General features: G+C 70.8%; 27 protein-coding genes and 1 riboswitch. Of the genes, 19 read left to right on the forward strand and 8 right to left on the reverse strand.

All coding sequences use genetic code 11. The annotated features are described in order from the left end of the window. Positions 1 to 12: 12 nt before the first annotated feature. Positions 13 to 390 (reverse strand): glycine cleavage system protein GcvH, encoded by a 378-nt coding sequence (gene gcvH / locus ABZ441_RS01270; protein ID WP_358966549.1) that lies wholly within the window; start codon positions 388 to 390, stop codon positions 13 to 15. A gap of 102 nt (positions 391 to 492) precedes the next feature. Next, positions 493 to 1,620, reverse strand: coding sequence for a glycine cleavage system aminomethyltransferase GcvT (gene gcvT, locus ABZ441_RS01275; RefSeq protein ID WP_358966552.1), 1,128 nt, complete (start codon positions 1,618 to 1,620; stop codon positions 493 to 495). A 166-nt stretch (positions 1,621 to 1,786) separates the two neighbouring features. Next, a riboswitch (glycine riboswitch) is annotated at positions 1,787 to 1,884 on the reverse strand. A gap of 172 nt (positions 1,885 to 2,056) precedes the next feature. On the opposite strand from gcvT, the gene ABZ441_RS01280 reads away from it, so the two are divergent. From ABZ441_RS01280 to ABZ441_RS01325, 10 genes are all read left to right on the forward strand, one after another. Then, positions 2,057 to 2,746 carry an AAA family ATPase gene (locus ABZ441_RS01280; protein ID WP_358966555.1) on the forward strand — a complete coding sequence of 230 codons (690 nt, stop codon included), beginning with the start codon at positions 2,057 to 2,059 and terminating at the stop codon, positions 2,744 to 2,746. Positions 2,747 to 2,953: 207 nt separating this feature from the next. Further along, positions 2,954 to 3,730: an enhanced serine sensitivity protein SseB gene (locus tag ABZ441_RS01285; protein WP_358966557.1), complete on the forward strand. Its 777-nt coding sequence runs from the start codon at positions 2,954 to 2,956 to the stop codon at positions 3,728 to 3,730. A gap of 251 nt (positions 3,731 to 3,981) precedes the next feature. Beyond that, complete coding sequence (locus ABZ441_RS01290) at positions 3,982 to 4,734, forward strand: enhanced serine sensitivity protein SseB C-terminal domain-containing protein (RefSeq protein WP_358966560.1); 753 nt, start codon at positions 3,982 to 3,984, stop codon at positions 4,732 to 4,734. A 356-nt stretch (positions 4,735 to 5,090) separates the two neighbouring features. Beyond that, complete coding sequence (locus ABZ441_RS01295) at positions 5,091 to 6,083, forward strand: ABC transporter permease (protein ID WP_205022976.1); 993 nt, start codon at positions 5,091 to 5,093, stop codon at positions 6,081 to 6,083. A gap of 44 nt (positions 6,084 to 6,127) precedes the next feature. Continuing rightward, positions 6,128 to 7,888: an ABC transporter substrate-binding protein gene (locus ABZ441_RS01300; RefSeq protein WP_358966564.1), complete on the forward strand. Its 1,761-nt coding sequence runs from the start codon at positions 6,128 to 6,130 to the stop codon at positions 7,886 to 7,888. A gap of 90 nt (positions 7,889 to 7,978) precedes the next feature. Further along, positions 7,979 to 8,968 (forward strand): ABC transporter permease, encoded by a 990-nt coding sequence (locus ABZ441_RS01305; protein WP_205022974.1) that lies wholly within the window; start codon positions 7,979 to 7,981, stop codon positions 8,966 to 8,968. Beyond that, complete coding sequence (locus ABZ441_RS01310) at positions 8,965 to 10,053, forward strand: ABC transporter ATP-binding protein (RefSeq protein WP_358966568.1); 1,089 nt, start codon at positions 8,965 to 8,967, stop codon at positions 10,051 to 10,053. The genes ABZ441_RS01305 and ABZ441_RS01310 overlap by 4 nt, the downstream gene beginning before the upstream one ends. After that, on the forward strand, positions 10,050 to 11,384 hold the full coding sequence (locus ABZ441_RS01315; RefSeq protein WP_358966571.1) for a dipeptide ABC transporter ATP-binding protein: 1,335 nt from the start codon (positions 10,050 to 10,052) through the stop codon (positions 11,382 to 11,384). Before ABZ441_RS01310 ends, ABZ441_RS01315 begins: the two co-directional genes overlap by 4 nt. An 18-nt stretch (positions 11,385 to 11,402) precedes the next feature. Next, on the forward strand, positions 11,403 to 12,074 hold the full coding sequence (locus ABZ441_RS01320; protein WP_358966574.1) for a trimeric intracellular cation channel family protein: 672 nt from the start codon (positions 11,403 to 11,405) through the stop codon (positions 12,072 to 12,074). Between the two features lie 50 nt (positions 12,075 to 12,124). Next, entirely contained in the window at positions 12,125 to 12,997 is an 873-nt protein-coding gene (locus ABZ441_RS01325; protein WP_358966576.1) for a thioesterase family protein, read from the forward strand. Positions 12,998 to 13,073: 76 nt separating this feature from the next. Here ABZ441_RS01325 and ABZ441_RS01330 read toward each other — a convergent pair whose 3' ends face one another. Together ABZ441_RS01330 and ABZ441_RS01335 are read right to left on the reverse strand one after the other, a co-directional pair. Then, positions 13,074 to 13,907: an alpha/beta hydrolase gene (locus tag ABZ441_RS01330; RefSeq protein ID WP_358966579.1), complete on the reverse strand. Its 834-nt coding sequence runs from the start codon at positions 13,905 to 13,907 to the stop codon at positions 13,074 to 13,076. A gap of 10 nt (positions 13,908 to 13,917) precedes the next feature. After that, positions 13,918 to 14,541, reverse strand: a complete 624-nt coding sequence (locus ABZ441_RS01335) for a TetR family transcriptional regulator (RefSeq protein WP_358966582.1) — start codon at positions 14,539 to 14,541, stop codon at positions 13,918 to 13,920. Between the two features lie 105 nt (positions 14,542 to 14,646). On the opposite strand from ABZ441_RS01335, the gene ABZ441_RS01340 reads away from it, so the two are divergent. Both ABZ441_RS01340 and ABZ441_RS01345 read left to right on the forward strand, forming a co-directional pair. Next, the gene (locus ABZ441_RS01340) at positions 14,647 to 14,802 is read left to right on the forward strand and encodes a hypothetical protein (RefSeq protein WP_205022967.1); all 156 of its coding nucleotides are present in this window, start codon (positions 14,647 to 14,649) and stop codon (positions 14,800 to 14,802) included. 15 nt (positions 14,803 to 14,817) lie between these two features. Continuing rightward, on the forward strand, positions 14,818 to 15,120 hold the full coding sequence (locus ABZ441_RS01345; RefSeq protein WP_358966586.1) for a DUF4190 domain-containing protein: 303 nt from the start codon (positions 14,818 to 14,820) through the stop codon (positions 15,118 to 15,120). 24 nt (positions 15,121 to 15,144) lie between these two features. Here ABZ441_RS01345 and ABZ441_RS01350 read toward each other — a convergent pair whose 3' ends face one another. Then, on the reverse strand, positions 15,145 to 15,738 hold the full coding sequence (locus ABZ441_RS01350; RefSeq protein WP_358966589.1) for a TetR/AcrR family transcriptional regulator: 594 nt from the start codon (positions 15,736 to 15,738) through the stop codon (positions 15,145 to 15,147). 141 nt (positions 15,739 to 15,879) lie between these two features. Here ABZ441_RS01350 and ABZ441_RS01355 point away from each other — a divergent pair, with 141 nt between their 5' ends. Then, positions 15,880 to 17,643 (forward strand): serine/threonine-protein kinase, encoded by a 1,764-nt coding sequence (locus ABZ441_RS01355; RefSeq protein WP_358966591.1) that lies wholly within the window; start codon positions 15,880 to 15,882, stop codon positions 17,641 to 17,643. Positions 17,644 to 17,774: 131 nt separating this feature from the next. Further along, positions 17,775 to 18,944 carry a cysteine desulfurase family protein gene (locus tag ABZ441_RS01360; protein ID WP_358966593.1) on the forward strand — a complete coding sequence of 390 codons (1,170 nt, stop codon included), beginning with the start codon at positions 17,775 to 17,777 and terminating at the stop codon, positions 18,942 to 18,944. Here ABZ441_RS01360 and ABZ441_RS01365 read toward each other — a convergent pair. Continuing rightward, positions 18,937 to 19,623, reverse strand: a complete 687-nt coding sequence (locus ABZ441_RS01365; protein ID WP_358966596.1) for an N-acetylmuramoyl-L-alanine amidase — start codon at positions 19,621 to 19,623, stop codon at positions 18,937 to 18,939. The two genes, ABZ441_RS01360 and ABZ441_RS01365, sit on opposite strands and share 8 nt — an antisense overlap. A 61-nt stretch (positions 19,624 to 19,684) precedes the next feature. Here ABZ441_RS01365 and mnmA point away from each other — a divergent pair, with 61 nt between their 5' ends. Then, positions 19,685 to 20,818 (forward strand): tRNA 2-thiouridine(34) synthase MnmA, encoded by a 1,134-nt coding sequence (mnmA, locus tag ABZ441_RS01370; protein ID WP_358966598.1) that lies wholly within the window; start codon positions 19,685 to 19,687, stop codon positions 20,816 to 20,818. A 97-nt stretch (positions 20,819 to 20,915) separates the two neighbouring features. On the opposite strand, the gene ABZ441_RS01375 is transcribed toward mnmA, so the two are convergent. Continuing rightward, positions 20,916 to 21,716: an alpha/beta fold hydrolase gene (locus ABZ441_RS01375; protein WP_358966601.1), complete on the reverse strand. Its 801-nt coding sequence runs from the start codon at positions 21,714 to 21,716 to the stop codon at positions 20,916 to 20,918. 62 nt (positions 21,717 to 21,778) lie between these two features. Next, entirely contained in the window at positions 21,779 to 22,114 is a 336-nt protein-coding gene (locus ABZ441_RS01380; protein WP_358966604.1) for a DUF427 domain-containing protein, read from the reverse strand. Between the two features lie 65 nt (positions 22,115 to 22,179). Between ABZ441_RS01380 and ABZ441_RS01385 the strand changes: the two genes are divergently transcribed. The 4 genes from ABZ441_RS01385 to ligA all read left to right on the forward strand — a co-directional run bounded on the left by ABZ441_RS01385 (position 22,180) and on the right by ligA (position 26,839). After that, positions 22,180 to 22,719: a TIGR00730 family Rossman fold protein gene (locus tag ABZ441_RS01385; RefSeq protein ID WP_358966607.1), complete on the forward strand. Its 540-nt coding sequence runs from the start codon at positions 22,180 to 22,182 to the stop codon at positions 22,717 to 22,719. A gap of 138 nt (positions 22,720 to 22,857) precedes the next feature. Then, complete coding sequence (locus ABZ441_RS01390; protein ID WP_358966610.1) at positions 22,858 to 23,547, forward strand: SDR family oxidoreductase; 690 nt, start codon at positions 22,858 to 22,860, stop codon at positions 23,545 to 23,547. Between the two features lie 32 nt (positions 23,548 to 23,579). After that, positions 23,580 to 24,605, forward strand: coding sequence for a methionine synthase (locus ABZ441_RS01395; protein WP_358966613.1), 1,026 nt, complete (start codon positions 23,580 to 23,582; stop codon positions 24,603 to 24,605). A 38-nt stretch (positions 24,606 to 24,643) separates the two neighbouring features. Continuing rightward, complete coding sequence (ligA, locus tag ABZ441_RS01400; protein ID WP_358966616.1) at positions 24,644 to 26,839, forward strand: NAD-dependent DNA ligase LigA; 2,196 nt, start codon at positions 24,644 to 24,646, stop codon at positions 26,837 to 26,839. Positions 26,840 to 26,933: the final 94 nt, after the last annotated feature.

Consider the following 26,933-nt stretch of genomic DNA (forward strand, 5'->3'; position numbering starts at 1 on the left):
GCCCCTAAGGTCTCAGTTGCCGGAGAACGCGGTGTACTCGTCGGCGGAGAGCAGGTCGTCCGGCTCCTCCGCGACGCGTACCTTGAACAGCCAGCCGCCCTCGAAGGGGGCGGAGTTCACCAGCGACGGGTCGTCCACGACGTCCTGGTTGGCCGCGGTCACCTCGCCGGTCACCGGCGAGTACAGGTCGCTGACCGACTTGGTCGACTCCAGCTCACCGCAGGTCTCGCCCGCGGTCACCGTGTCACCGACCTCCGGGAGCTGGGCGTAGACGACGTCGCCGAGCGCGTTGGCCGCGTACTCGGTGATGCCGATCGTCGCCACGCCGTCCTCGAGGGCGGACAGCCACTCGTGCTCCTTGCTGTACCGCAGCTGCTGGGGGTTGCTCATGACCTGAATTCTCCTGTACGCGGGGGAGTGCTGATGAACGGTGGTCTTACGGTGTGAGACACGAATGCGTCACGTGCGCGGCGCGCCGTGTCGCGTACGGCGTCACTTGCGGCGCTTGTAGAACGGCAGCGCCACGACCTCGTACGGCTCGTGCGTGCCCCGGATGTCGATCCCGACACCCTCGGCGCCGGGTGCGGCGTGCGCCGCGTCCACGTACGCCATGGCGATCGGCTTGCCCAGCGTGGGCGAGGGGGCACCGGAGGTGACCTCGCCGACGACCTCACCGCCGACGACGACGGAGAAGCCCGCGCGCGGCACCCGGCGGCCCTCGGCGATCAGGCCGACGAGCTTGCGGGGCGGGGCCGCCTCGGCACGGTCCGCGGCGGCGGACAGCGCCTCGCGGCCGACGAAGTCGCCCTCCTTCTCGAACTTCACGACCCTTCCCAGACCCGCGTCGAAGGGCGTCAGCGCGGTGGTCAGCTCGTGCCCGTACAGCGGCATGCCCGCCTCGAGGCGGAGCGTGTCGCGGCAGGAGAGCCCGCAGGGGATCAGGCCGTACGGCGCGCCGGCCTCGGTCAGGGCCTTCCACAGCTGCTCGGCGTGGCCGGGGGCGACGAAGAGCTCGAAACCGTCCTCGCCGGTGTAGCCCGTACGGGCGATCAGTGCCGGGACACCGGCGACCGTTCCGGGGAGCCCGGCGTAGTACTTCAGTCCGTCCAGGTCGGCGTCCGTGACCGACTTCAGTACGGCAGGGGAGTCGGGGCCCTGGACGGCGATCAGCGCGTACGCGTCACGGTCGTCCCGCACCTCGGCGTCGAAGCCGCCGGCGCGGGCGGTGAGGGTGTCCAGGACGAGCTGGGCGTTGCCGGCGTTGGCCACCACCATGTACTCGGTGTCCGCCAGGCGGTAGACGATCAGGTCGTCCAGAATCCCGCCGTCCTCGGCGACGATCATCGTGTAGCGGGCCCTGCCCTCGCCGACGGTCGCGATGTTGCCGACCAGCGCGTAGCTCAGGAAGGCCGCGGCCTGCGGGCCCGTGACGGTGATCTCGCCCATGTGCGACAGGTCGAAGAGGCCGGCCCGGGTGCGCACGGCGTTGTGCTCGTCGCGCTCGCTGGCGTACCGCAGCGGCATGTCCCAGCCGGCGAAGTCGGTCATGGTGGCGCCCAGCGACCGGTGCAGGGCGTCGAGTGCGGTGAGACGGGGGGCGGTGCTCGGGGCAGTGCTCATGGACATGGCTCCAGGGCATGACGACAGAGGGCTGATCCCTCCCCATCTGTCATCGGAACCTGAGAGGTTCGCCGAGAGCCCCTGAAAGGGTCCTGACCGGGGTACCCCGTCAGGGTCGGCTTGCACCTTGGGTGGAGCCGCACAGCGGCCCGCTTTTCAGATATGCCTCATCCACGCGGTACGGGGCCTGAGAGATTCAAGGGAGGAACTTGCTCCTTCGGCGCCCGGCGCACACGGTGTCCGGGACTCTCCCGCGCGGATTCAAACGGCCGGTATGCAGTTGGCGGGGTCATCATCGCACGCATTGGAGGAGAGTGGGGTGTCCCGGCCCCACCGGTGCCGGGCCCGACACGTGCGGACGGAAACGGTTGTGCCGCATTGCCTTTTCTTTACACTTCTCGGGCAGGTCAGTGGGTGACTCGGCAGGGGGAAGGCGATGACGTTGCAGCGTTACGCGACTACCGCGGGGGCGGCGAGCGGTGCGATGCCTCAGCAGCCGGGCGTCCCCGCCCGGGAGACGACGGGTGGAGACGCTCCAGCGGTGCGTGATCTGCGGGGCGGAGGCGGCCGCGGTCCGGACGGCCTGGACTTCGCGGCGGGGGACGTGGTGGTGGTCTCCGGGCTCCCCGGCAGCGGGAAGTCCACGCTGATCCGGCGCGCGGTCCAGGAGCACGCGATCGACTCCCAGGACACCAGGGACCGCTGGGCGGCAGCCCTGCCCGGATTACTCCCGTACGCCGTCTACCGGCCCCTGGTGCGCGCCGCGCACTACGCCGGGCTGTGGCAGGCCCTGCGGTCGGGCGTATCCGTCGTCGTGCACGACTGCGGCACGCAGGCCTGGGTGCGGCGCTGGCTGGCGCGTGAGGCCCGGCGCCGGGGCAGCGCCCTCCACCTCCTCCTGCTCGACGTCCCCCCCGGGGTGGCCAGGCAGGGACAGCGCGAGCGGGGGCGCGGCGTGTCCGGATACGCGTTCGCCAGGCACAGGCGCGCGGTCGGCCGGCTGCTGCGCGACACCGAGAGCGGTCTGCTCCCGCCGGGATGCTCCTCGGCGGTGCTGCTCGACCGGGACACGGCGACGGCGATCGTACGGATCTCGTTCCCGGAGGCACGGCCGCCGGGGGAGTAGCTCCGTACGGGTGGTGCGGGCGGCCGAGCGGCGGTGCGGCGGGCGTCACCGTTCGCATACGCACAGTTCGCGCCCCCGTGGCCGGCTGTCCGGAATCTGGACGGTCCGGTGGGCCCGGACGCCGCTCCCGCCTGCGGAACTGCCCTCGTGGCGCGAGCCGGTCTAAGGTTTCTGCCGCACAGCATGGCGAGAAAGGGACACAGACACGTGGACATTCCGGCTCAGGCGCAGGCACCGTCGTATCCGTCCCAGGGATGGCCGGCCAACGAGTTCGAGGAAGTGCTCAGCGCCTCGCTCGGCGTGCCGGGAGCGGGCGCGCGGCTGGTCGAGGTGCTCGGCCGCAGCCATGTCTGGGTACCCCTGCCGAACGGCGGGGGCCCCGACAGCGCGGACCTCGACCTGCCGACGGTCGACATCGACGGCGGCGCGTACGTCCCCGTGTTCAGCTCGGAGGCGCAGTTCCTCCAGTGTGTCGGCTCCCACCTCTCCTTCACCGTCGCGCCCGCCCGCGAGTTCGCCCGCGGTCTGCCCCCGCAGCTCGGCATAGCCGTCAACCCGGGCGGTGCCGTGGGGGTGCCCCTGCCTCCCCCGGCCGTGGCCGAGCTCTGCCGGGCCGGCCGCACCCCGCTGGACGGCCTCGCGAGCGGCGGCCGGGTGCGGCTGTACGAACCGGACTGGAAGGAGGAGCCCGTGGACTTCCTCTCCGCGGTGTCCGCCGAGTTCCAGGAGACCGGCGTGGTGGGCACCGCGCGCCGGGTGCTGGCCAGCATCGAGGGCGACAGCCCGGTCCTCTTCGTGGGCGTCGAGTTCGCCGTGCGGGAGGCTGCGGGGCAGAGCGTGCCGCTGGACGCCCTGGGGCGCGCGCTGGGCCGGGTCCAGGTGCCCTGGCCGGTCAACCTCCTCCTGCTCGACCTGGCGCAGGACCCGGTCGGCGACTGGATGCTGGAGAAGGTGAGCCCCTTCTACCGGCGCGACGGGCACTGAGGGCACGAGCCCTCCAGTCACGTGGCGTGGAGCCGGTGTCGGGGGCGGCGCATAAGCTGGTTGGATGACTAGGCCGCCCCGTGTGCCCGGGAGTGGCGCGACAAGCACCGTGAAGCAGCGGAACAGCGGAACGAAGAGGGGCGGGACCCAGGGTGAGTGCGTCAGGCACGGGGGCGGCCGATGGGGTCTCCCCCGCTCATGGGGGTCCCCCCGCTCAAGCGAATCCGAGAGCCGGGGGAACGGTCGAGCACATGCTTCGCCAGGTGTCCCCCGGGGGCGTCGACGCCTACGAGGCGCTGCTGCGGTCCCTGACGGACGGCCAGGTCTGGATGCTGCTCTGGCACGGCACGGCGGGATCTCCGGAGGCCCAGTACGGCAACATGGAGGTCGACGGCCTGGGTTACGCCCCGTGCGTGACGTCGGCCCAGGAGCTCTCGGCCAGCGGGTGGACCAGGGCCCACGAGGTCACCACGGGCCTGGACATCGCCCGCGCCCTCTTCCCCGACCGCTGGGGCATCTGGCTGAACCCGCACGCCCCCGGCGGAGGCCTCGGCATTCCCTGGCTGGACCTGCGCCGCATCGCCACCGGGCTCGACCGGATGCCGGCGGGGCCGCTGCGGCTCTCCGAACCCGCCATCCAGATCCCGCAGTTCTACGCCCTGCTGTCGCAGAACGCCCACCGCACCCCGGCCGTCCGCGCGCTGCGCCGCGCCTGGGTGCAGCCCGCGCTCGGCGTTCCGTACCTCGCGATCGGGCTCGACCTCTACGACACGGGCCGGCCGTCCGTCGACGCGGTCCGCGCGATGATGCAGCAGTCGATCGGGGTGGTCCCCGACGGACTGCCCGTCTCCACGGTCTCGCTGTCCGACGAGTACGACCCGGTCGCCATGTGGCTGCACGCCAACGCCAGGCCGTTCTACGACCGTGAGGCACACGCCCCGGCCCCCGCGGCTCCCGGCTACGGATACCCGCCGGCGACCGGTACGGCCCCGCAGGCGTACTGAGGGGGCGTCAGCCGCCACCGAGCGCCGAGGGGTGATCGGTCAGTAGTCATGCACAGTTGGGCTTCATGTCCGCTATCGCAGATTAGTGACCGAGACGTCCGCTGAGAAAGCACAGCTGTCCGGATAACGGAAGCCCCTTGGCAGCATCACGTTTGAGCAAACATTCCCCGTCAGGTCTGGCGGGTGATCGCAAAGTGGTTGAAGACTCCCTACAGCAGGTCCTCCATGCCCGGAGAAGCCCTCTTTCAAACAGGGGTAGTTCGGTCGTGCATGGCCACATCTGTCATGTTTTGTAAGAGCCGCTACAGCGGCGGTCACAGGCCGGCCACCGTCGGCCGAGAGGGGTCTCCAGCGCAATGACGGCACCGATCGAGACCACCGGGGCGGACGTGCGGCCCGAAACGGTGCTGGAAGGCGCCGGGAGCAAGGAGATCGAGGGTCGTTCGCTCGGCCGCATCGCCTGGACTCGCTTCAAGCGGGACAAGGCGGCCATGGCCGGTGGCATCGTTGTCGTGCTGCTGATCCTCACGGCGGTGCTGTCCAAGCCGCTCCAGTCGCTCCTCGGGCTCGACCCCAACGCGTTCAACCAGAGCCTGGTCGACCCCGTGATGCTGGCGCCCAAGGGCGCCCTCGGCGGCATCAGCTGGGACCACCCCCTCGGAGTCGAGCCGCAGACCGGGCGGGACATCCTGGCGCGCATCCTCGAAGGCTCCTGGGTCTCCCTCGTGGTGGCCGTCGGCTCCACGCTGCTCTCCGTCGTCATCGGCGTCGTGATGGGCGTCGTGGCCGGGTTCTACGGCGGCTGGGTGGACAGCTTCATCAGCCGGATGATGGACACCTTCCTCGCCTTCCCGCTGCTGCTCTTCGCGATCTCCATCTCCGCCTCCCTGCAGGGTGAAGCGTTCGGAATGCAGGGGCTCACGCTGCGGATCGCGGTCCTGATCTTCGTGATCGGCTTCTTCAGCTGGCCCTACATCGGCCGCATCGTCCGCGCGCAGACCCTGTCGCTGCGTGAGCGCGAGTTCGTCGAGGCCGCCAGGTCGCTGGGCGCACGCGGCCCGTTCATCCTCTTCCGCGAGTTGCTGCCCAACCTGATCGCGCCGATCCTCGTGTACGCGACGCTGCTGATCCCCACGAACATCCTCTTCGAGGCCTCGCTGTCCTTCCTCGGCGTCGGAATCGCGCCGCCGCAGGCGTCATGGGGCGGCATGCTCACGCAGGCGGTCGACCTCTACGAGGTGGACCCGATGTTCATGGTCATCCCCGGCATGGCGATCTTCATCACCGTGCTGGCCTTCAATCTGCTGGGGGACGGGCTGCGCGACGCACTCGACCCTCGTGGCAAGTAATCGCGGCAGTGCCGCACCGGACTAGCGAGGGGGCTTTCCTCAGCATGCAGAACAGAAAGACAGCAGCGGCCATAGCCGTGGCCGTGGCGGTATCGCTCGGCGCATCGGCTTGCAGCGGCAGCGACTCGGGCGGTGACAGCAACGGCGGTGGGGGCAACGCCAAGGCGGACGCCGCCATGTCGGGCATCGTCAACGCGACCGACAAGAAGGGGGGGACGGTCACGTACGAGCACTCCAGCGGACCGGACTCCCTGGACCCGGGCAACACGTACTACGGCTGGGTGCAGAACTTCTCCCGCCTGTACGCCCGTTCCCTGGTCACCTTCAAGCCGGCCGCCGGCAAGGAGAGCCTGGAGGTCGTACCCGACCTCGCCACGAGCCTCGGCAAGGCCAGCGATGACGCCAAGACCTGGACGTACACGCTCCGCAAGGGCGTGAAGTTCGAGGACGGCACCGAGATCACCTCGAAGGACGTCAAGTACGCCGTCGAGCGCTCCAACTTCGCGCCGGAGGCACTCTCCAACGGCCCGACGTACTTCAAGGCGTACCTCGAGGGCGGCGACAAGTACAAGGGTCCGTACAAGGACAAGTCGGCCGAGGGCCTCAAGTCCATCGAGACGCCGGACGACCACACGATCGTTTTCAAGCTGAACAAGCCGTTCGCGGACATGGACTACCTCGCGGCCTTCTCGCAGACCGCTCCGGTCCCGCAGAAGTCCGACACGGGCGCCAGCTACGTCCAGAAGATGGTCTCCTCGGGTCCGTACAAGTTCTCGGCGTACGACGAGAGCAAGGGCGCGACCCTCGTCCGCAACCCGGAGTGGGACCCGAAGACGGACCCGATCCGCAAGGCTCTGCCGGACAAGGTCCAGCTGAAGCTGAACGTCAACCCCACCACGGTCGACGACCACCTCCTCAACGACGTGAGCACCGCGGACATCGCCGGTACGGGTCTGCAGTCCAAGACCCAGCCGAAGGTCCTGGTCAAGGCCTCGGAGAAGGCGAAGACGGACAACCCGTACGCCGGTGCCCTGCAGTACATGGCGCTGAACGTCAACGTGAAGCCGTTCGACAACATCGAGTGCCGCAAGGCCGTTCAGTACGCCGTCGACAAGCAGAGCCTGATCGACTCGATCGGTGGCTCGGTCAAGGGCGACCCGGCCAGCACGGTCATCCCGCCGACCGTCGCCGGATACAAGAAGTTCGACCTGTACCCCACCGAGGGCAGCAAGGGTGACGTCGCCAAGGCGAAGGAGCACCTGACCAAGTGCGGTAAGCCCAAGGGCTTCAAGACCACGCTGACGGCGCGCTCGGACCGTCCCGACGAGATCACCGCCGCCACGCAGCTCCAGGGCAGCCTGAAGGCGATCGGCATCACCGCCGAGATCAAGCAGTTCCCGTCGGACAAGTACTTCACGGACTTCGCCGGTGTCCCGGAGTGGGTCCACAAGAACAACGCGGGCATGATGATGATGCAGTGGGGCGCCGACTGGCCGACCGGCTTCGGCTTCCTGGACCAGATCGTGAACGGCTCGGCCATCAAGCCTTCCGGTGGCACGAACCTCATGGAGCTCGACGACAAGGGCGTCAACGAGGCCCTCGTCAACGGCATCGGCACCGTGGACACCACGAAGCGCAACGCCACGTGGGGCGAGGTCGACCAGAAGGTCATGGAGAGCGCTTCGCTCGTTCCCCTCGTCTACCGCAAGAACCTGCTCTACCGCCCGGACTCCGCGGCGAACGTCACGGTCACGGACGCGTACCTCGGCATGTACGACTACGTGCTGATGACGTCCACCAAGTAACACCTGTTCATCGACAGCATCCCTTGAAAGGCAGGTGAAGGCGCCGGGCCGGCGGGCGTACCCCGTCCGCCCGCCCGGCGCCGCACGGCTGTGGCTGCGTACATCATTCGACGCGTATTCGCCGCGGTGTTGCTGCTGCTGGTGGTCAGCGCAGTCACGTTCGCGATCTTCTTCCTCGTGCCCCGCCTCGGCGGGCAGACACTCGACTCGATGGCCGCCCAGTACGTGGGCAAGAGCCCCGACCCGGACGTCATCGCCGCGGTCAAGAAGAACCTGGGGCTCGACCAGCCCCTGTATCTCCAGTACTGGAACTTCGTCAAGGGCATCGTCGTCGGCGCCGAGTACCAGTTCGGCCCCGACCCCGTCACGTGCAACGCCCCGTGCTTCGGGTACTCCTTCAAGACCCACACCGAGATCTGGCCGCAGCTCGTGGACCGGGTCCCGGTCACGCTGTCGCTGGCCGTCGGTGCCGCCGTCATCTGGGTCATCTCCGGTGTGGCGATCGGCGTCCTCTCGGCGCTGAAGCGGGGCTCGTTCTTCGACCGCGTCTCCATGGGTGTCGCTCTCGCCGGCGTCTCGCTCCCCATGTTCTTCACCGGGCTCGTCGTCCTGGCGCTGTTCGGCAACGGGGAGTACGTCCCGTTCGCCGACGATCCGCTCGCGTGGGCGAGCAGCCTGGTCCTGCCGTGGTGCACACTCGCCCTGCTGTACTCCGCGCTCTACGCCCGGCTCACCCGGGCGGGCATGCTGGAGACGATGGGCGAGGACTACATCAGAACCGCGCGGGCCAAGGGCCTCAAGGAACGCAAGGTGGTCGTCAAGCACGGGCTGCGCTCGGCGCTCACCCCGCTCGTCACGATCTTCGGCATGGACTTCGCGCTGCTGCTCGGCGGCGCCGTCATCACCGAACGGGTCTTCTCCTTCCAGGGGCTGGGTGCCTTCGCCATCCAGGGCGTCACCACCGCCGACCTGCCCAAGGTGATGGGCGTGACCCTGGTCGCCGCCTTCTTCATCGTCATCTGCAACCTGCTGGTGGACCTCGTGTACGCCGCGATCGACCCCCGGGTGAGGCTCTCATGAGCGACGCAATCAAGAAGGACTCCCCGGCAGCGGAGGCCGTCCCGGCCCCGCGCTCCGGTGACGACAAGGAATTCCTGTCCGTACGCAACCTCAGCGTCCACTTCGACACCGACGACGGCCTGGTCAAGTCCGTCGACGGAGTCAGCTTCGACCTGAAGGCCGGCCAGACGCTCGGTATCGTCGGCGAGTCCGGCTCCGGCAAGTCCGTGACCTCCCTGGGGATCATGGGTCTGCACACCTCGGAGCGAGCCCGCATCGGCGGTGAGATCTGGCTCGACGGTGAGGAGCTCATCGGCGCCGGCCCCGAGCGGGTACGCCGACTGCGCGGCCAGAAGATGGCCATGATCTTCCAGGACCCGCTGTCCGCCCTGCACCCGTACTACAGCATCGGCGCGCAGATCGTCGAAGCCCACCGGGTCCACAACAAGGTCGACAAGAAGACCGCGAAGAAGCGCGCGATCGAGATGCTCGACCGCGTGGGGATCCCCGAGCCGCACCGCCGGTACGAGGACTACCCGCACCAGTTCTCCGGCGGTATGCGCCAGCGCGCCATGATCGCGATGGCCCTGGTCAACAACCCGCAGCTGCTCATCGCCGACGAGCCGACGACCGCCCTCGACGTCACCGTCCAGGCGCAGATCCTCGACCTCATCCGCGACCTGCAGAAGGAGTTCGGCTCCGCGGTCGTCATGATCACCCACGACCTCGGCGTCGTCGCCGAGATCGCCGACAACCTGCTCGTGATGTACGCGGGTCGCTGCATCGAGCGCGGCAGCGCCGAGAAGGTGTTCTACGAGCCCCAGCACCCCTACACCTGGGGTCTCCTCGGCTCGATGCCCCGCATCGACCGCGAGCAGACCGACCGGCTCATCCCGGTCAAGGGCTCGCCTCCCAGCCTCATCAACGTCCCGTCGGGCTGCGCCTTCCACCCGCGCTGCCCGTACGCCGACGTCCCGCCGGACAACATCACCCGCACCGAGCGCCCGGAGCTGCAGCAGGTCAGCGACGGGCACCACTCCGCGTGCCACATGTCGCGTGAGCAGCGCGACCGGATCTGGACCGAAGAGATTGCGCCGAAGCTGTGACTGATCTGAACAAGAAGGCTCCCGCGTCCGCCGCGGCCGGGTCGGACGGGTCCGGGTCCGAGCCGCTCCTCAAGGTCGACGGACTGGTCAAGCACTTCCCCATCACCAAGGGCGTGCTGAAGCGCAAGGTCGGCGCGGTCCAGGCCGTGGACGGGCTCACCTTCGACGTGCGCCCGGGGGAGACCCTCGGCGTCGTCGGCGAGTCGGGCTGCGGCAAGTCGACCATGGGCCGGCTCGTGACCCGGCTCCTGGAGCCGACCGGTGGCAAGGTCGAGTTCCAGGGCCACGACATCACCCACATGTCGGCGGGGCGGCTGCGGCCGATGCGCCGTGACATCCAGATGATCTTCCAGGACCCGTACGGCTCCCTCAACCCGCGCCACACGGTCGGCGGCATCGTCGGAACCCCCTTCCGGCTCCAGGGTGTCAAGCCCGAGGGCGGCGTGAAGGCGGAGGTCCAGCGGCTGCTGGAGCTGGTGGGGCTCAACCCCGAGCACTACAACCGCTATCCGCACGAGTTCTCGGGCGGCCAGCGCCAGCGCATCGGCATCGCGCGGGCGCTCGCGCTGAAGCCGAAGCTCGTCGTCGCGGACGAGCCGGTATCGGCGCTGGACGTGTCCATCCAGGCACAGGTGGTGAACCTGCTGGACGACCTCCAGGACGAGCTCGGGCTCACGTACATGATCATCGCGCACGACCTGTCGGTCATCCGCCACGTCTCGGACCGGATCGCGGTCATGTACCTCGGCAAGATCGTCGAACTCGCGGACCGCGACTCGCTGTACAGGGCGCCCATGCACCCGTACACCACGGCCCTGATGTCCGCCGTGCCGGTGCCCGACCCCCGCCGGCGAGGCGCCAAGAGCGAGCGCATCCTGCTCAAGGGCGATGTGCCGTCGCCGATCTCGCCGCCGACCGGCTGCCGCTTCCACACCCGGTGCTGGAAGGCGACGCAGGTCTGCAAGACGACCGAGCCGCCGCTGCTCCAGCTGAAGACCGGGCACCAGGTGGCGTGCCACCACCCGGAGAACGGTGAGGACCAGGCGCCGGGGGACGCGCCGCTCGTCGCGGACGTCATCACGGTGAAGTCCGTGGTTGCCGAGGAGCCGGCCGCGTCTGCCGCCCCGGAGAAGCAGGCCGAGGCGGCTGCTGAGCCGGTCGGGCCCGACGCGTCTGCGGAGGCGTCGCGGGACGTGGCCCCGGACGAGCCGGAGAAGTCCGCCGCGCCCGCCGCCGAGGACGACGGCAAGGCTTCCGCCGCACCCGCCGCCGATGACGGCAACACCTCCGCCGCACCGTCCACAGGTGTGGAGGACAAGCCCAAGGAGTAGGACCGGCACAATTGCCGGGTGCTCAACGAACTCTTCACCCCCTCCGTCCAGCATGCTCTCGACATCGTCGGAATCTTCGTCTTCGCGATCTCGGGCGCCCTGCTCGCCGTACGCAAGAACTTCGATGTCTTCGGCATCGCGGTCCTCGCCGAGGTGACAGCGCTGGGCGGAGGGATTTTCCGTGACGTCATGATCGGCGCGATCCCCCCGGCCGCCTTCACCGACCTCGGCTACTTCCTGACGCCGCTGATCGCCGCCGGCCTGGTCTTCTTCCTGCACCCGCACGTGGAGCGGATCCAGGTCGGCGTCAACGTGTTCGACGCGGCGGGGCTGGGCCTCTTCTGCGTGGCCGGCACGATCAAGGCCTACGAATACGGCCTCGGCCTCACCTCGTCCGCCGCCCTCGGGCTGGCGACCGCGGTGGGCGGCGGTGTGCTGCGTGACGTCCTGGCGAACGAGGTGCCCTCGCTGCTGCGCTGGGACCGCGACCTGTACGCCGTGCCCGCGGTCGTGGGGGCCGTGATGGTGGTGCTCTGCATCCGCTTCGAGGTGCTCAACGGCTACACGAGCGGCGCCGCCGTGGTCACGGCGTTCGTCCTGCGCCTGCTGGCGCTGCGCTTCCACTGGCGGGCACCGCGCGCCTACAACAGGCGCTCGGCGAGGGCGGAGGAGAGTCCGTCCGTCATCTGACGGCAACAAAAGCTACCGCTCAGTAATACGATCGGTGTAGCGTGCGGTCCATGGCACAGGCAACAGCGCAGGAGTCGTGCGCGGTACCCGCAGTACAGGCGACCATCGGTGACAGCGAGTTCGACCGCGACACCGCCGTCACTCTCCGCGAGGAGGGGGTCTACGACGCGGAACTCTCCGCGGGCTGGACGATCATCCGCGCCGTGAACGGCGGCTATCTGCTGGCCGTGCTCGGCCGTGCGCTCGGCGAAGCGCTCCCGCACTCCGACCCCTTCTCGGTCTCCGCGCACTACCTCACGGCCTCCGTCCCCGGGCCCGCCGTGATCCGCACCCAGATCGTCCGCACCGGCCGCACCCTCTCCACCGGAGAAGCCTCGCTCTTCCAGTTCGCACAGGACGGCACGGAGGTCGAACGCATCCGGGTGCTGGCCACCTATGGGGACCTGGACGGCCTGACCGACGAGATCCGCACGTCGGCGGAGCCGCCCGCCATCCCGCCGCTGGAGCAGTGCCTCGGAACGAGCGACGGGGCCCCGGCGATCCCCGGCAGCTCCGCGATCACCGAACGGCTGGACATCAAGCTCGACCCGGCGACGGTCGGCTGGGCCGTCGGCGCACCGTCCGGCAAGGGCGAGATGCGGGGCTGGTTCGGGCTCGCGGACGGCCGCGACGCGGACCCGCTCTCGCTGCTCCTCACCGTGGACGCCCTGCCGCCGACCTCCTTCGAGCTTGGCCTGAAGGGCTGGACGCCCACCATCGAACTCACCACGCACATCCGCTGCCGCCCGGCCCCGGGGCCGCTGCGTGTCTCCATCACCACCCGCAACCTCGCCGGCGGCTTCCTGGAGGAGGATGCGGACGTCTGGGACAGCGCCGGCCGTCTCGTCGCACAGTCCCGCCAACTGGCCCGCGCCCCGCGCTGAGCCCCGCGCTGAGCCCCGCCGACCGGCTCCGACGCGTCCGGATCGCGCCGCGCGCCCATCGGGGCCGCGGTCGCGGTCACGGAGCCGTGCGCAGAAATCGCGTGAGGGCCGCGGTGAGTTCGGCGGGTGTGTCCTCCTGGACGAGGTGTCCTGCCCCGTCGATCAGCCGCAGCTCGGCATCCGGGATCAGCTCGGCCAGTTCGTGGCCGCGGGTGACCGGGATCCAGGTGTCCTCGGTGCCCCAGCAGATCAGCACGGGCAGGTCCATCTCCCCGTAGCGGTGCTGGATCTCGTCGGTGAAGCGCTGGTCGTTCTGGGCGATCTGCCGGTAGAAGGCGGACTGCCCGGCCTCGGTGCACCAAGGGGCGACCAGCCTCTCCAGCACCGCTGGGCGCAGCCCCTGGTGGCTCGCGGAACTCACGTACTCGGTCACCAGTGCCCGGTGCAGGTCCGGCGGCAGCCCGCCGAAGACCTCGGCCTGCCCGCCGAGCAGCCGGTAGGCGGGTGAACCCCACGGGGCCAGTGCGACCGGGTCGACGAGGGCCAGACGCTCGTAGCGTGCACCGTGCAGGAGGTGGGCCCGCAGGGCCACGCAGCCTCCGAAGTCGTGGGCGGCCACGGCTGGTTCCTCCAGCCCCCAGTACTCGAGGAGCTCGGTGAGGACCCATGCCTGAGCGCGCAGCGACACGTCCTGGCCGGCGTACTGCGCGGAGGCGCCGTAGCCCGGCAGGTCCCACACGTGGACGCGGTGGTCCTGTGCCAGGCCCCGGGCGATGCCACGCCATACGTACGAGGAGAAGGGCGTGCCGTGCACCAGGACGACGGGCGGGGCCTCTTCGGGGCCGAGCGCGGCCCAGCGCACTTCGCCCGAGGAGCTGAGGAAGGTCCGGTCGAGTGTCCAGTCGCTCATGGCGCCGAGCCTACGGGCTGTCCAGCCAGTGGGTCCGGCCCAACGTGACCAGGCGCAGCCTGCGCCGTGCCACCCGCACGACCTCCTGTTCGCCCTCCGGGCCGGCGTCCAGCAGGGCCGAGGTCGTGAGCACCATGTGGTCGACGTACAACCCGCCCAGCATCAGCAGGTCGTTCCGGTCCCAGCCCGCCGACTCCGGCTCCGAGGCGAGGACGTCGGCCACCTCCTGCGCGAAGCCGCGCAACTGGGCTGCGATCGCCTCGCGGACCTGCCCGACGCCGCCGTGCTGCTCGCGGGCGATGAAGCGGAAGTGGGCCGGCTGCGCGGTGACGTGACGCGCTATCAGTCCGACGCTCCGGTCCAGCCTCTCCTCGCTGTCCCCGGTGTCGGCCAGGATCGCGCCGATCATGCCGTGCAGGCTCCCCAGGGTCTCCTCGACGAGGGCGACGCCCAGGGCCGCCGTGCCGTCGAAGTGGCGGTAGAAGGCGGTCGGAGTCACGCCCGCGGCCCGCGTCACCTCGCGCAGACCGAGGCTGCTCAGGCTCTGGTGCTCCAGCAGCCCCAGGGCGGCGTCGAGCAGTGCCTGGCGCGTTCTCAGCTTCTGGGCCTGGCGGATGCCGGTGGTGTGACTCATGCCATTCAGTAAACAACCGTTCTCCGAGCCTTGGAAGGGGTGCAGGGTCTAGACTCAGAAGTCAGTGAACAGTTGTGCTCTCAAAGCTCGCAGAAAGGGCCGGACATGCTCGTCCTCGTCGCCGCACTGCTCCTGCTGGGGGTCGTCCTCGGAGCGGTCGCGCACCTTCCGCTCCCCGTGGTCCTGACCGCCGCAGCCGTCATCGGTCTCTGGCTGGCGGTCTTCGGTGTCCGTGAACGCCTCTCCCACCGCACCCGCTGACGAAGGAGCCGCACCATGACACTCATCTCCGCACGCACCGCGACCTCCGCACGCACCGCACCGCGTGAGGGCCGTCCCGCCGCCCGGGAGGCGGACGGGCTCGCCGTCGCCTCGTTCGTGCTCGGCCTGCTCGGCCTCCTGGTGATGAACATCCTGCTGGGCCCGGTCGCCATCGTCATGGCGATCGTCGCCCTCACCCGCTCCACCGCCCGCCGGGGCCGCGCCCTCCTCGGCCTGGCCCTGGGCGTAGCCGACCTGGTGGTCCTCGCCGTCCTGGTCACGGGCAACGGCACGGTCTCCTGGAGCCTCGCCGGCTGACCTCGCGCCACGTCCCGAACGGGGTCACGCGCGCACCGACCGCCAGATACGTTCCGGCAGAACGCGCGCGGACGCGTCGAGGTCGATGTCCTCGATGCCCGACAGCGACCGCCGGGCGACAGCGACGACGGGGCCCAGGATGAGGGACTCGATCAGCGGCAGCGGGAGCGGTGCGAGCTCCCCGGAGTCGATGCCCTGTCGTATCCAGAGGCCCATCTCGGAAACCCTGGCCTCCTGGGCGTCACGCAACTCCCTGCCCCGCGCCATGCTCCTGCGGTCGGCGAGCGGGGAATGCAGGAGCAGGGCGGGCCCCCGGTGCTCCTGGACGAAGGCCAGGTAGGCCCCCACGGCGCCGGCGATGCCGGGACGCGCCCCTCCGGCGTTCTGCAGGGCTTCGGTCAGTTCACCCAGCAGCCGCTCCAGCCAGCGGTGGCCGAGGGCGCCGATCAGGCCGTCGAGGCTGCCGAAGTGGTGGTAGAGGCTGCCCAGGCTCACGCCGCTCGCCCGGATGACGGCGTTGACCGTGAGGCCCTGCTCACCCGACTCGACGAACACGCGCAGCGCGGCGTCCATGAGCAGTTCGGAGGTGACCTCGCCGCGATGCTGCTTGGGGCTCATCGGGTGACCGTCCCTCTGGTTCGTGAGGCGGGGCTCTCCGCGGTGAATTTCTAGAGTGATTTTCTAGAAGAAGCTTCCGCTTCCAGTATCCACTGGTCAGACTTCCTCAGGAACGGCAATGGTGTGTCACGGGGAGTCGGTGTGGGCGTGTTAGACCTGACGGGCAGTGGAGCCAAGCCGCTGCAGGCGGATGATCCACGGCAGATCGGCGGGATTCCGCTCGCGGGCCGGCTCGGTTCCGGTGGCATGGGGCGTGTGTACCTCGGCGTCCACGAGGGCCGGTACGTCGCCGTCAAGCAGGTGCTGCCCGCGATCGCAGGCGAGGACCTGGACTTCGTCCGGCGCTTCGGGCACGAGCTGGACAACCTCTCCCGGTTGCCCGCGGAGGCCACCGCACCGCTGCTCGCCAGCGACCGTGACGCGCGGCCCCCCTGGCTGGCGACCGCGTACGTTCCCGGGCTCACCCTGAGCGAGGCGCTCGGACTACACAAGGGCCCGCTGCCCGCGGAGACCGTCTGGCTGCTGCTGCGTGAGGCCGCCAAGGGGCTGGTCCCGGTGCACGACCTCGGAATGGTGCACCGGGACCTCAAGCCGTCCAACGTCATGCTCACGGTCGACGGCGCCACGGTCATCGACTTCGGTGTGGCCCGGGCCACCGAGCAGAGCCGGCTGACCAGAAGCGGCATGGTGGTCGGCACCCCCGCCTACATGGCCCCTGAACAGGCCACGACGCAGCGCGACCTGACCGGCGCCGCCGACGTGTTCGCGCTGGGGTCGGTCATCGCGTACGCGGCCGGCGGCAGCCCGCCGTTCGGTGAGGAGTCCGGCCCCGCCGTGCTCTACCGCATCGTGCACGAGAAGCCCGACCTCGAAGCGGTGCGGGCGCTCGACCCCGCACTCGCCGAGGTTGTCGCCGCCTGCCTCGACAAGGACGCCGAGGCCCGGCCCACGGCGTCCGAGCTGCTGCGGCGCGCCACGGAGCGCGGGCCGTTCACGGCCCCCCTGTGGCCGGACTCCATCCGCGGGAACCTCGTGGAGAAGGCCGCCTTCGCGGCCCACGTCCAGGAGATCGAACTGCCTCCGCCCGCTTCGGTGGAGACACTGCGGCTGGGACGGAAGGCCCGCCCGAAGGGTGAGCGCCGACGGCGTACTCGCGTGTTCTTCGCCGTCGTGCCGGTCGTCGTGGCCGTGGGCGGGGCGACGCTCGCCGTCCGGCTGCTGCCCTACACCTTCGACGCCGACGACCACGTGGCCGCCGGGCCGTCGGCCTCGGCCTCGGCCCCGGCCGTCCCCGGGGGCTCCTCCACGGGCTCGGGCCCGTCCGGCTCGGCGTCGCCGGGGAAGTCGCCGACCGGCGCGGAGAAGGACAAGGGCGAGCGGGAGGAGGGGGCGGACGAGGCGGCGGACGGCGCTTCCGCTCCGGCCGGGGGAGCCGACGACGCGGAGGGAGGTTCCCAGGACGGCTCCGGTGGGTCCGGGGCGTCGGACGGCTCCGGTACCTCGGGAGGGTCCAGCGCCTCGGGTGGTTCCAGCTCCGGGGGGACACCACCCGCCGGGACCCACCGGTATCGCAACGAGGGGAACGGCAAGTGCCTCGTCGCCCCGTACAACTACCTGGGCACCGGTGACTGCGAAGGGGTGGGTTCCGCCTGGGGGATCCGGCCGCTGTCCGGCGGAACCTTCGAGATCGTCCACGAGACGGGACGGAATTGCCTGAGCTCGGGGATCCTCAACGGGGGAGTCCTGCTGCTCTCGTGCAACCAGTCCGAACTGCGCCGTTGGCGCGCCGGCGCGGGAGGGATGTTCGTGAGCGTCCGCACCGGGGGCTGTCTGGAAGCGGGGAGCCAGGGCGTCACGGCGAGCCGCTGCTCGGGAAAGGCGTCCCAGCGCTGGACGGCCTTCTGAGGACAGGACGCCCCGGCCCTTCGGGGGTGCCCGGGGCCGGTCCCGCCCGTGCCGTCACGAGCGGGGACCGGGGGCGCCGGGCACCGCCCTCGGTACGCCCCGCGCCACGGGCTCGTAGAATCGTCACCACCATGGCTTACCTCGACCACGCCGCGACCACGCCGATGCTTCCGGAGGCGATCGCGGCGATGACCGCGCAGCTCGCCGTCACCGGCAACGCGTCCTCATTGCACGCCGCCGGGCGCCGGGCCCGCCGTACCGTCGAGGAGTCCAGAGAGACCCTCGCCGACGCCCTCGGCGCACGCCCCAGCGAGGTGGTCCTGACCTCCGGCGGCACCGAGGCCGACAACCTCGCCGTGAAGGGCCTCTACTGGGCCCGCCGCGACGCCGACCCCCGGCGCACCCGGGTCCTCGCCAGCCCTGTGGAGCACCACGCCGTCCTCGACGCCGTGGACTGGCTCGCCGAACACGAGGGCGCCACCGTCGAATACCTGCCGGTGGACGCGTACGGGCGGGTGTACCCACAGGCGCTGCGCGAGGCGCTCGCCCGCGACCCCGACGACGTGGCCCTGGTCACCGTGATGTGGGCCAACAACGAGATCGGCACGATCATGCCGATTCGTGAACTGGCCGAGGTGGCCGGCGAGTTCGGCGTCCCCGTGCACGCCGACGCGGTGCAGGCGTTCGGGCAGCTGGAGGTCGACTTCGCCCGTTCCGGGCTGGCTGCCATGACGGTCAGCGCGCACAAGATAGGCGGCCCGTTCGGTATCGGCGCGCTGCTGCTCGGCCGTGACCAGACCCCCGTGCCCGTCCTGCACGGCGGCGGCCAGGAGCGGCATGTGCGCTCGGGCACGCTCGACGTACCCGCCGTGGCCGCGTTCGCCGTGGCCGGCCGGCACGCCGCCGACGGCCGCGCGGAATTCGCCCGTGGGATCGGCGCGCTCCGGGACGAACTGGCCGCCGCCGTACTGAAGGCCGTCCCCGATGCCGTTCTCGGCGGCGACCCGGCCCCCGGCGGACGGCTGCCTGCCAACGCCCACTTCACCTTCCCGGGCTGCGAGGGCGACTCCCTCCTGCTGCTGCTCGACGCCCAGGGCATCGAATGCTCCACGGGATCGGCGTGCACCGCCGGCATCGCCCAGCCCAGCCATGTGCTGCTGGCCACGGGCACCGACCCCGCCCTGGCACGCGGCACGCTGCGCTTCTCGCTCGGCCACACCTCGACTCGGCAGGACGTGGAGGAACTCGCGCGGGCGATCGGCCCCGCGGTCGAGCGGGCCAGGACGGCAGGGCTCAGCTAGCCCGCACCCCGGCTGTGGACGCCGCGCGCACGAGCTTCATGTAGCGGGGCCAGTCCCAGTGCGGTCCGGGATCGGTGTGGTCCGTGCCGGGCACCTCGACGTGCCCGATGACGTGCTCGCGGTCCACCGGGATCCCGTACCGCTCGCATATCGCGGCGGTCAGCCGGGCGGAGGACTCGTACATCTGGGCCGTGAAGTCCTGCGGGCGGTCCACGAAGCCTTCGTGTTCGATGCCGACGCTGCGCTCGTTGAACGAGCGGTTGCCCGCGTGGTACGCCACGTCGAGCTCCCGGATCATCTGCGTCACCCGGCCGTTCTGTCCGACGATGTAGTGCGTCGCCGCCTGGTGCGCCGGGTCCTGGAAGACCTGGACCGCGCTGGCGTAACTGCCCTGCGTGACGTGGATGATCACCCGGTCCACGCCGTAGTCGTCGGGGCGGTCGGCCCGCCGCCAGTTCCCCTCGGAGGCCGCGATCCAGCGCGCCGGGGTGTAGTCCAGCTCACCTTCCTTGCGGGGCTTCTCCACGCCCGGCACCCGCCACCACAGGCGCCTCACCTCGTCCACCGACAGAGCGGCCGTGCCCGCCGCGGCGACCCCGCCGCCGATCAGCAGTGTGCGCCGACTGATGCCGTGGCCAGGGCTTTTCCCCGGCGACCCGGCACTCCCGTTGTTCCCCATGTGCTGCTCAACGCTTATCCGCGAGCATTCGGTTCCCGGCGCCCCGTACTCTGGACGAGCTATGACTCAGACCTCCCAGCGCCCCCTCCGTGTGCTCGCCGCCATGTCGGGCGGAGTCGACTCCGCCGTCGCGGCGGCCCGAGCCGCCGAGGCAGGCCACGACGTGACCGGTGTGCACCTCGCCCTCTCCGCGAACCCGCAGTCCTTCCGTACGGGCGCGCGCGGCTGTTGCACCATCGAGGATTCCCGGGACGCCCGCCGTGCGGCGGACGTCATCGGCATCCCGTTCTACGTCTGGGACCTTGCGGAACGCTTCCGCGAGGACGTCGTGGACGACTTCGTCGCGGAGTACGAGGCCGGGCGCACGCCCAACCCCTGCCTGCGCTGCAACGAGAAGATCAAGTTCGCCGCGCTGCTCGACAAGGCGCTGGCCCTCGGCTTCGACGCGGTCTGCACCGGCCACTACGCCACGGTCGTGCTCAAGGACGACGGCACCCGGGAGATGCACCGCGCCTCGGACATGGCCAAGGACCAGAGCTACGTCCTCGGCGTCCTGGACGAGAAGCAGCTCGCCCACGCGATGTTCCCGCTCGGTGACACCCTCACCACCAAGGACGAGATCAGGGCCGAGGCCGAGCGCCGGGGCCTCGCGGTCGCCAAGAAGCCCGACAGCCACGACATCTGCTTCATCGCCGACGGCGACACCCAGGGCTTCCTGGCCGGCCGCCTCGGCGGCCCGGCCGAGGGCGACATTCTCGACGAGTCGGGGTCCAAGGTGGGCACCCACGAGGGCGCGTTCGGCTTCACCATCGGCCAGCGCAAGGGCCTGCGCATCGGCCACCCCGCCCCCGACGGCAAGCCGCGCTACGTCCTGGACATCTCCCCGGTGAACAACACGGTGACGGTCGGCCCGGTGGAGGCCCTGGACGTCACGGCGCTGACCGCGATCAAGCCCCGCTGGTGCGGCACGGCCCCCTCCGGCCCCGGCACGTACACCGCGCAGCTCCGCGCCCACGGCGGCGAGACCGAGGTGACGGCGGAGCTGACCGACGGCACCCTGCACGTCACGTTCACCGAGCCGGTGCGCGGTGTGGCGCCCGGCCAGGCGGTCGTGCTGTACGACGGGACGCGGGTCGTCGGCTCGGCGACGATCGCGACGACGGTGCGGCGCGAGAGGGCTTCGGCGGCCGGCTGAGAACGGCCTGGCCGGCCGGGTCGCTCCCCTGCGACGACCCGGCCGAGTCACACACCCCGCCGGGACCGGCGGGGGGACGCCCCGCGAGGGCGTCCCGTCAGGCCGCCGTCCGCAGGAAGGAGCTCCTGGCGAAGAACTCCGCCAGGACCGGTGCGATCGCCTGGGGCGCCAGGTCGCGGGTCTGGCCGGTCAGTGTGCGGTGCCGCGCCCGGGGGAGCGCCGCCGCGAGGGCCAGGGCCGTCTCCCGGGCCGACGCGGTGCTGAAGCCCCCGGTCGCCACCAGCGTGCGCGCGGTGACGGACGCGAACCGTGCGGCCGGCACCGAGCCGTCACCCAGCAGGGCGTCGTCGTATGCGAGGGTGTGCGCCACCGCTTCGAGACCGGCCCAGAGCGGGGCCCGGCGCATGCGGGCGATCGTCTCGTCCGCGACTCCGGTCCGGGTCAGGTACAGCTCGACGGCGCCGCCGCGGTCACCGCTCGCCAGCAGCCGGTGCAGCAGCGCCGTGCAGCGGGACTTGTACAGCAGACCTGCGGCACCCGGGGTGTACGGCGGCTCGTAGACCGCGAGCAGGTCCACGGGCAGGCCCTCGGCCGCCGCCTCCAGGGCCAGGGCCCCGCCCGACAGCATCCCGAACAGCGAGACGCGCTCACCCGCCGCGGCCGCGACCGACGCAAGGTCCTCGATCTCCCGGCGGAGGGTGTACGGGCCGCCGTCGCCGCTCGTCCCGCGGCCCCGGCGGTCGTAGGTGACGACCGTGAAGCGCGGGGCCAGCAGAGCGGCCAAGGGCGCCTCGTCGGCGGCGGTGCTCAGGGCCCCGCCGACGAGGATCACCGGCGGCCCGTCGCCGCGGCGGCGATACGCGATCGACGTGCCGTCGCGGGAGAGAGTCTTGTCCATGTGAGGGTGGACCGCCGGGCCGCCCGGAACTCATCGCCGGTGCGAGAAAATGTTGCTGACGGTCAGTCGGGTACGACGTCCGTGGCGTAGAAGCAGAAGTGGTCCTTGATCGCGGCGACCTTCTCCTCGGGCTCCGGGTATGCCCAGACGAGGTCCGCGGCTCCGGGCAGGGACCAGTACGACGCGTCTCCCTTGAACGGACAGTGCGTACGGGTGTCCGACGTCGACAGCAGCTCCGTACGGACGTCCCCGGGCGGCAGGTAGTAGCGGTCGGGACAGCCCGTCTCGCGCAGTACCAGCGGGCGGCGGCTCTCGGCGAGCACCTGCCCGCCGTGCACCGCGCGCACATGGATGTCGGAAGGTTCGACGGTGATGGTGTGTCCTGTGATGGAGGCCATACCGGGTTCAGCCCCGTGGGGCGCCGGTTTCTTCCCGCACCGTGGACCGGTCGTACGGTGTCCGCATGAACATCTGTGTCTTCCTCTCCGCAGCCGACCTCGACGACCGCTACACCGTGCCTGCGCGCGAGTTCGCCGAACTGCTCGGCAGAGGCGGGCACACCCTGGTCTGGGGCGGGTCGGAGAGCGGGCTGATGAAGGTCGTCGCCGACGGGGTCCAGGAGTCCGGCGGGCGGCTCGTCGGGGTGTCGGTGGATTTCCTGGCGGCGAAGGCGCGGACGAACGCCGACGAGATGGTGATCGCCAAGGACCTGGCCGAGCGCAAGGCGCTGCTCCTGGAGAAGTCCGACGCGATCGTGATCATGGTCGGTGGCACGGGGACGCTCGACGAGGCCACGGAGATCCTGGAGCTGAAGAAGCACGGCAAGCACACCAAGCCCGTCGTGCTGCTGAACACCGCCGGGTTCTACGACGGCCTGCGCCAGCAGTTCCAGCGCATGGAGGACGAGGGTTTCCTGCCGTTGCCTCTCACCGAGCTGGTCTTCTTCGCCAAGGACGGCGTCGGGGCGCTGGCCTACCTGGAGGAGTCGGCCGGCCTGCGCTGACCGGGGCGCCGACCCGCAGGCCGGCCGGTCCGCGGTGACGGGACGCCGGTCACCTGCCGCAGTCGCCGGCCCGAGGCGACCGGGACGCCGTCCGGCCTGGCGGAACCGGCCGGCCTGCGGTGATGCGAGCATGAGGGCATGCCTACTCATCTCATCACCGGCGCCGGCTCCGGCATCGGCGCGGCGGTCGCCCGCCGTCTCCTGGAACGCGGCGACGAACTCGTGCTGCTGGCCAGGGACGCGGGACGCGCCAAGGAACTGGCCGCTCTCCACCCCGGGGCCCGCACGCTCGTCGGCGACCTCGGAAATCCCGACCGCCTCTCCTGGGCGTTCGGACAGCAGCCGATGCCCGAACGCCTCGACTCGCTGCTGCACATCGCGGGCGTCGTCGAACTCGGCGCGATCGGCGACCTCACCCCCAAGGCCTGGCACTTCCAGCTCAACGCCAACCTGGTCTCCCCGGCCGAACTGACGCGGCTGCTCCTGCCGCAACTGCGCGTCACCCAGGGCCACGTCGTCTTCGTGAACTCGGGCGCCGGGCTCGCGGCACACGCCGAGTGGGGCGCGTACGCCGCGAGCAAGCACGGGCTCAAGGCCCTCGCCGACTCACTGCGCCACGAGGAGCACGGCAACGGCGTCAGGGTCACCTCGGTCTACCCCGGCCGCACCGCCAGCCCCATGCAGGCCAAGGTCCACCAGCAGGAGGGCAAGGACTACGACGCCTCGCGCTGGATCGATCCGGAGTCGGTGGCCACCACGATCCTGCTGGCGCTGGATCTCCCGCGCGACGCGGAGATCAACGACCTGACGGTCCGCCCCGGCCGCTGAGAGCCCGCGCCCGGGGCCCGTAGGCTTTCCGCGTGAGCGAGAAGAGCAGGTTCAGCGCGAGTGCAGCCACCGGGATCGGGTCCATGCCGGGAGGAGACGCCCGGGAGTCGGCCAGGACCGTCACCGGGTCCTTCGCCGACGGCCAGGGCATGCCGTATCTGGCGGAGCTGCCCGCGCGGGGCCCCGGCGCGGACATGACCGGGCGGACCGTCGGCATGCTCGTCGAGATGTACGGTCACGTCGAGCCCAGCGGCTGGCGGATCAGCGACCGCCCCGGCCGCGACACCCGCCGCGCCCGTTCCTGGCTCGGCGAGGACCTCGACGCCCTGGAGGAGTTCACCCAGGGGTACGAGGGGCTGCTCAAGGTCCAGGCCGTCGGCCCCTGGACCCTCGCCGCCGGACTGGAACTGCGGGGCGGCGAGGCCATGCTCGGCGACCCCGGGGCCTGCCGCGACCTGGCGGGCTCACTGGCCGAGGGGCTGCGCTCCCACCTCGCGGAGGTACGGCGCAGGATCCCCGGCGCCGAGGTCGTGCTCCAGCTCGACGAGCCCTCCCTGACCGCCGTACTGCAGGGGCGGATCAGGTCGGCGAGCGGCTACCGCACCTACCGCGCCGTGGACCGGCAGGTCGTCGAGGGGACGCTGCGCGACCTGCTGGCGGTGAACGGTGAGAGCCCGGCCGTCGTCCACTCCTGCGCCCCGGAAGTGCCCTTCGCGCTGCTGCGCCGCGCCGGGGTGGACGCGGTCTCCTTCGACTTCACCCTGCTCACCGAGCGTGAGGAGGAGGCGATCGGCGAGGCCGTGGAAGGCGGCACCCAGCTCTTCCTCGGCATGATTCCCGGTCTCGACGCCGCCTCGGCCGCATTGTCGGACCCGGGCGGTAGCGTCAAGGAGGTCAGGACGTTGTGGAGCAGGCTGGGGCTGAACCCGGGGACTCTGAGCGAGTCCGTCGTGATCACCCCGTCCTGCGGGCTGGCGGGAGCGTCACCCGCGTACGCGCGCGCCGCGCTCGCCCACTGCGCCCGGGCCGCGAGGTCGCTCGCGGACAACCCTGAGTAACGGGCCGAAGAGTCAACGGGGCAACGGAGGAACACGCGATGGCCGGCGAACAGCAGGCGCAGCAGCTGACCGGTGTGCCGGCGGAGGTGCGGGAAGAGCACGCACTGCTCGCCGAACAGATCGAGGAGCACCGCTTCCGGTATTACGTGAAGGACCAGCCGGTCGTCGACGACGCCGAGTTCGACCGGCAGATGCGTGCGCTGGAGGCCATCGAGGGCGAGCACCCCGAGTTGCGCACACCGGACTCGCCGACCCAGAAGGTCGCGGGTCCCTACACCACGGAATTCACCTCCGTCGAGCACCGTGAGCGTCTGCTCTCCCTGGACAACGCCTTCGACGACGCCGAACTCGCGTCCTGGGCCGAGCGCGTGGCCAAGGACGTGGGCGGCGGCGGATACCACTTCCTGTGCGAGCTCAAGGTCGACGGCCTCGCGGTCAACCTCACCTACGAGCACGGCAGGCTGACCCGCGCGGCGACCCGCGGCGACGGGCGCACGGGGGAGGACATCACCCCGAACGTCCGCACGATCGCCGACATCCCGCTCCGTCTCAAGGGCGAGCGCGTCCCCGCGCTCGTCGAGATCCGCGGCGAGGTCTTCTTCCCCATGGAGGCGTTCGAGGGGCTCAACGCCCGGCTGGTCGAGGCCGGCGACAAGCCCTTCGCCAACCCGCGCAACGCGGCGGCCGGCTCACTGCGGCAGAAGGACCCGAAGGTCACCGCCACCCGCCCGCTCCACATGGTGGTGCACGGCATCGGCGCTCGTGAGGGCTTCGGCATCGACCGCCTCTCGCAGGCGTACGACCTGCTGCGGGACTGGGGCCTGCCGACCGCGAAGCACAACAAGGTGGTCGAATCCCTCGAAGAGGTGAGGGAGTTCATCGCCTACTTCGGTGAGAACCGCCAGTCCGTCGAGCACGAGATCGACGGCGTCGTCATCAAGCTCGACGAGATCCCCCTGCAGGGCCGGCTGGGCGCCACCTCGCGCGCACCGCGCTGGGCGATCGCCTGGAAGTACGCGCCGCAGGAGGTCAACACCAAGCTGGTCAACATCCGCGTCGGAGTCGGCCGTACCGGCCGGGTCACGCCGTACGCGCAGGTCCAGCCGGTCGAGGTGGCGGGATCGGAGGTCGAGTTCGCCACCCTGCACAACCAGAACGTGGTGAAGGCCAAGGGCGTTCTCATCGGCGACACGGTGGTGCTCCGCAAGGCGGGCGACGTCATCCCGGAGATCCTCGGGCCGGTCGTCGACCTGCGGGACGGCAGCGAGCGCGCGTTCGTCATGCCGTCCGAGTGCCCCGAGTGCGGGACGCCGCTGCGCCCCATGAAGGAGGCCGACATCGACCTCCGCTGCCCGAACGCCCGCTCCTGCCCAGCCCAGTTGCGGGAGCGCCTGGCCTATCTCGCCGGCCGCAAGTGCCTGGACATCGACCACTTCGGTTATGTGGCCGCCGCGGCCCTGACCAAGCCGCTGGAACCCGCCGAGCCGCCGCTGCTCGACGAGGGAGACCTCTTCGGTCTGACGGTGGAACAACTGCTGCCGATCCGGGCGTACGTCCTGGACCCGGACAGCGGGCTGCCCAAGCGCGATCCGAAGACCGGCGAGGAGAAGATCGCCACGGTGTTCGCCAACCAGCAGGGCGAGCCGAAGAAGAACGCCCTCGGCATGCTGGAGGGCATCGCGGCGGCCAGACAGGCCCCGCTCGCCAGGATCCTCACAGGGCTTTCGATCCGGCACGTGGGGCCGGTGGCCGCCGTCGAGCTGGCCCGGCAGTTCCGGTCCGTCGACCGGATCGACGAGGCCTCCGAGGAAGAGCTCGCCGCGGCGGACGGGGTGGGTCCGATCATCGCCGCTTCGGTCAAGCAGTGGTTCGCCGAGGACTGGCACCGCGAGATCCTGCGCAAATGGCGGGAGGCGGGGGTCCGCATGGAGGACGAGGGCGCGGGCGAGGACGAGGGGCCGCGGCCGCTGGAGGGACTCACCGTCGTCGTCACCGGCACGCTGACCGCCCACACCAGGGACGGCGCCAAGGACGCACTCCAGAGCCGTGGCGCGAAGGTCACCGGATCCGTCTCCAAGAAGACCTCCTTCGTGGTGGTGGGCGACAACCCGGGGTCGAAGTACGACAAGGCGATGCAGCTGAAGGTGCCCGTCCTCGACGAGGACGGCTTCGCCGTGCTCCTCGGTCAGGGGCCGGACGCGGCCCGGGAGGCCGCCGTCCCCGCCGAGGCGTGATCGAGGCGTGATCGAGGCACGATCGAGACGCCGGCCACGCGTGGGGGCAGGCCCGAGCGGGGATCAAGCGAACGGTGCGGACGAGCGGGAGCCG

Origin of the sequence: Streptomyces sp. NPDC005752 (genome assembly GCF_040630715.1) — a bacterium.
In the GTDB taxonomy this organism is placed as follows: Bacteria; Actinomycetota; Actinomycetes; order Streptomycetales; family Streptomycetaceae; genus Streptomyces.

Excerpts from the sequence above, each read along its gene's own strand:
- gcvH (WP_358966549.1), bottom strand. The coding sequence starts at position 390 with ATGAGCAACCCCCAGCAGCTGCGGTACAGCAAGGAGCACGAGTGGCTG.
- gcvT (WP_358966552.1), bottom strand. The coding sequence starts at position 1,620 with ATGAGCACTGCCCCGAGCACCGCCCCCCGTCTCACCGCACTCGACGCC.
- ABZ441_RS01280 (WP_358966555.1), top strand. The coding sequence starts at position 2,057 with ATGACGTTGCAGCGTTACGCGACTACCGCGGGGGCGGCGAGCGGTGCG.
- ABZ441_RS01290 (WP_358966560.1), top strand. The coding sequence starts at position 3,982 with ATGCTTCGCCAGGTGTCCCCCGGGGGCGTCGACGCCTACGAGGCGCTG.
- ABZ441_RS01295 (WP_205022976.1), top strand. The coding sequence starts at position 5,091 with ATGACGGCACCGATCGAGACCACCGGGGCGGACGTGCGGCCCGAAACG.
- ABZ441_RS01300 (WP_358966564.1), top strand. The coding sequence starts at position 6,128 with ATGCAGAACAGAAAGACAGCAGCGGCCATAGCCGTGGCCGTGGCGGTA.
- ABZ441_RS01310 (WP_358966568.1), top strand. The coding sequence starts at position 8,965 with ATGAGCGACGCAATCAAGAAGGACTCCCCGGCAGCGGAGGCCGTCCCG.
- ABZ441_RS01325 (WP_358966576.1), top strand. The coding sequence starts at position 12,125 with ATGGCACAGGCAACAGCGCAGGAGTCGTGCGCGGTACCCGCAGTACAG.
- ABZ441_RS01330 (WP_358966579.1), bottom strand. The coding sequence starts at position 13,907 with ATGAGCGACTGGACACTCGACCGGACCTTCCTCAGCTCCTCGGGCGAA.
- ABZ441_RS01335 (WP_358966582.1), bottom strand. The coding sequence starts at position 14,541 with ATGAGTCACACCACCGGCATCCGCCAGGCCCAGAAGCTGAGAACGCGC.
- ABZ441_RS01340 (WP_205022967.1), top strand. The coding sequence starts at position 14,647 with ATGCTCGTCCTCGTCGCCGCACTGCTCCTGCTGGGGGTCGTCCTCGGA.
- ABZ441_RS01345 (WP_358966586.1), top strand. The coding sequence starts at position 14,818 with ATGACACTCATCTCCGCACGCACCGCGACCTCCGCACGCACCGCACCG.
- ABZ441_RS01350 (WP_358966589.1), bottom strand. The coding sequence starts at position 15,738 with ATGAGCCCCAAGCAGCATCGCGGCGAGGTCACCTCCGAACTGCTCATG.
- ABZ441_RS01360 (WP_358966593.1), top strand. The coding sequence starts at position 17,775 with ATGGCTTACCTCGACCACGCCGCGACCACGCCGATGCTTCCGGAGGCG.
- ABZ441_RS01365 (WP_358966596.1), bottom strand. The coding sequence starts at position 19,623 with ATGGGGAACAACGGGAGTGCCGGGTCGCCGGGGAAAAGCCCTGGCCAC.
- mnmA (WP_358966598.1), top strand. The coding sequence starts at position 19,685 with ATGACTCAGACCTCCCAGCGCCCCCTCCGTGTGCTCGCCGCCATGTCG.
- ABZ441_RS01375 (WP_358966601.1), bottom strand. The coding sequence starts at position 21,716 with ATGGACAAGACTCTCTCCCGCGACGGCACGTCGATCGCGTATCGCCGC.
- ABZ441_RS01380 (WP_358966604.1), bottom strand. The coding sequence starts at position 22,114 with ATGGCCTCCATCACAGGACACACCATCACCGTCGAACCTTCCGACATC.
- ABZ441_RS01385 (WP_358966607.1), top strand. The coding sequence starts at position 22,180 with ATGAACATCTGTGTCTTCCTCTCCGCAGCCGACCTCGACGACCGCTAC.
- ABZ441_RS01390 (WP_358966610.1), top strand. The coding sequence starts at position 22,858 with ATGCCTACTCATCTCATCACCGGCGCCGGCTCCGGCATCGGCGCGGCG.
- ligA (WP_358966616.1), top strand. The coding sequence starts at position 24,644 with ATGGCCGGCGAACAGCAGGCGCAGCAGCTGACCGGTGTGCCGGCGGAG.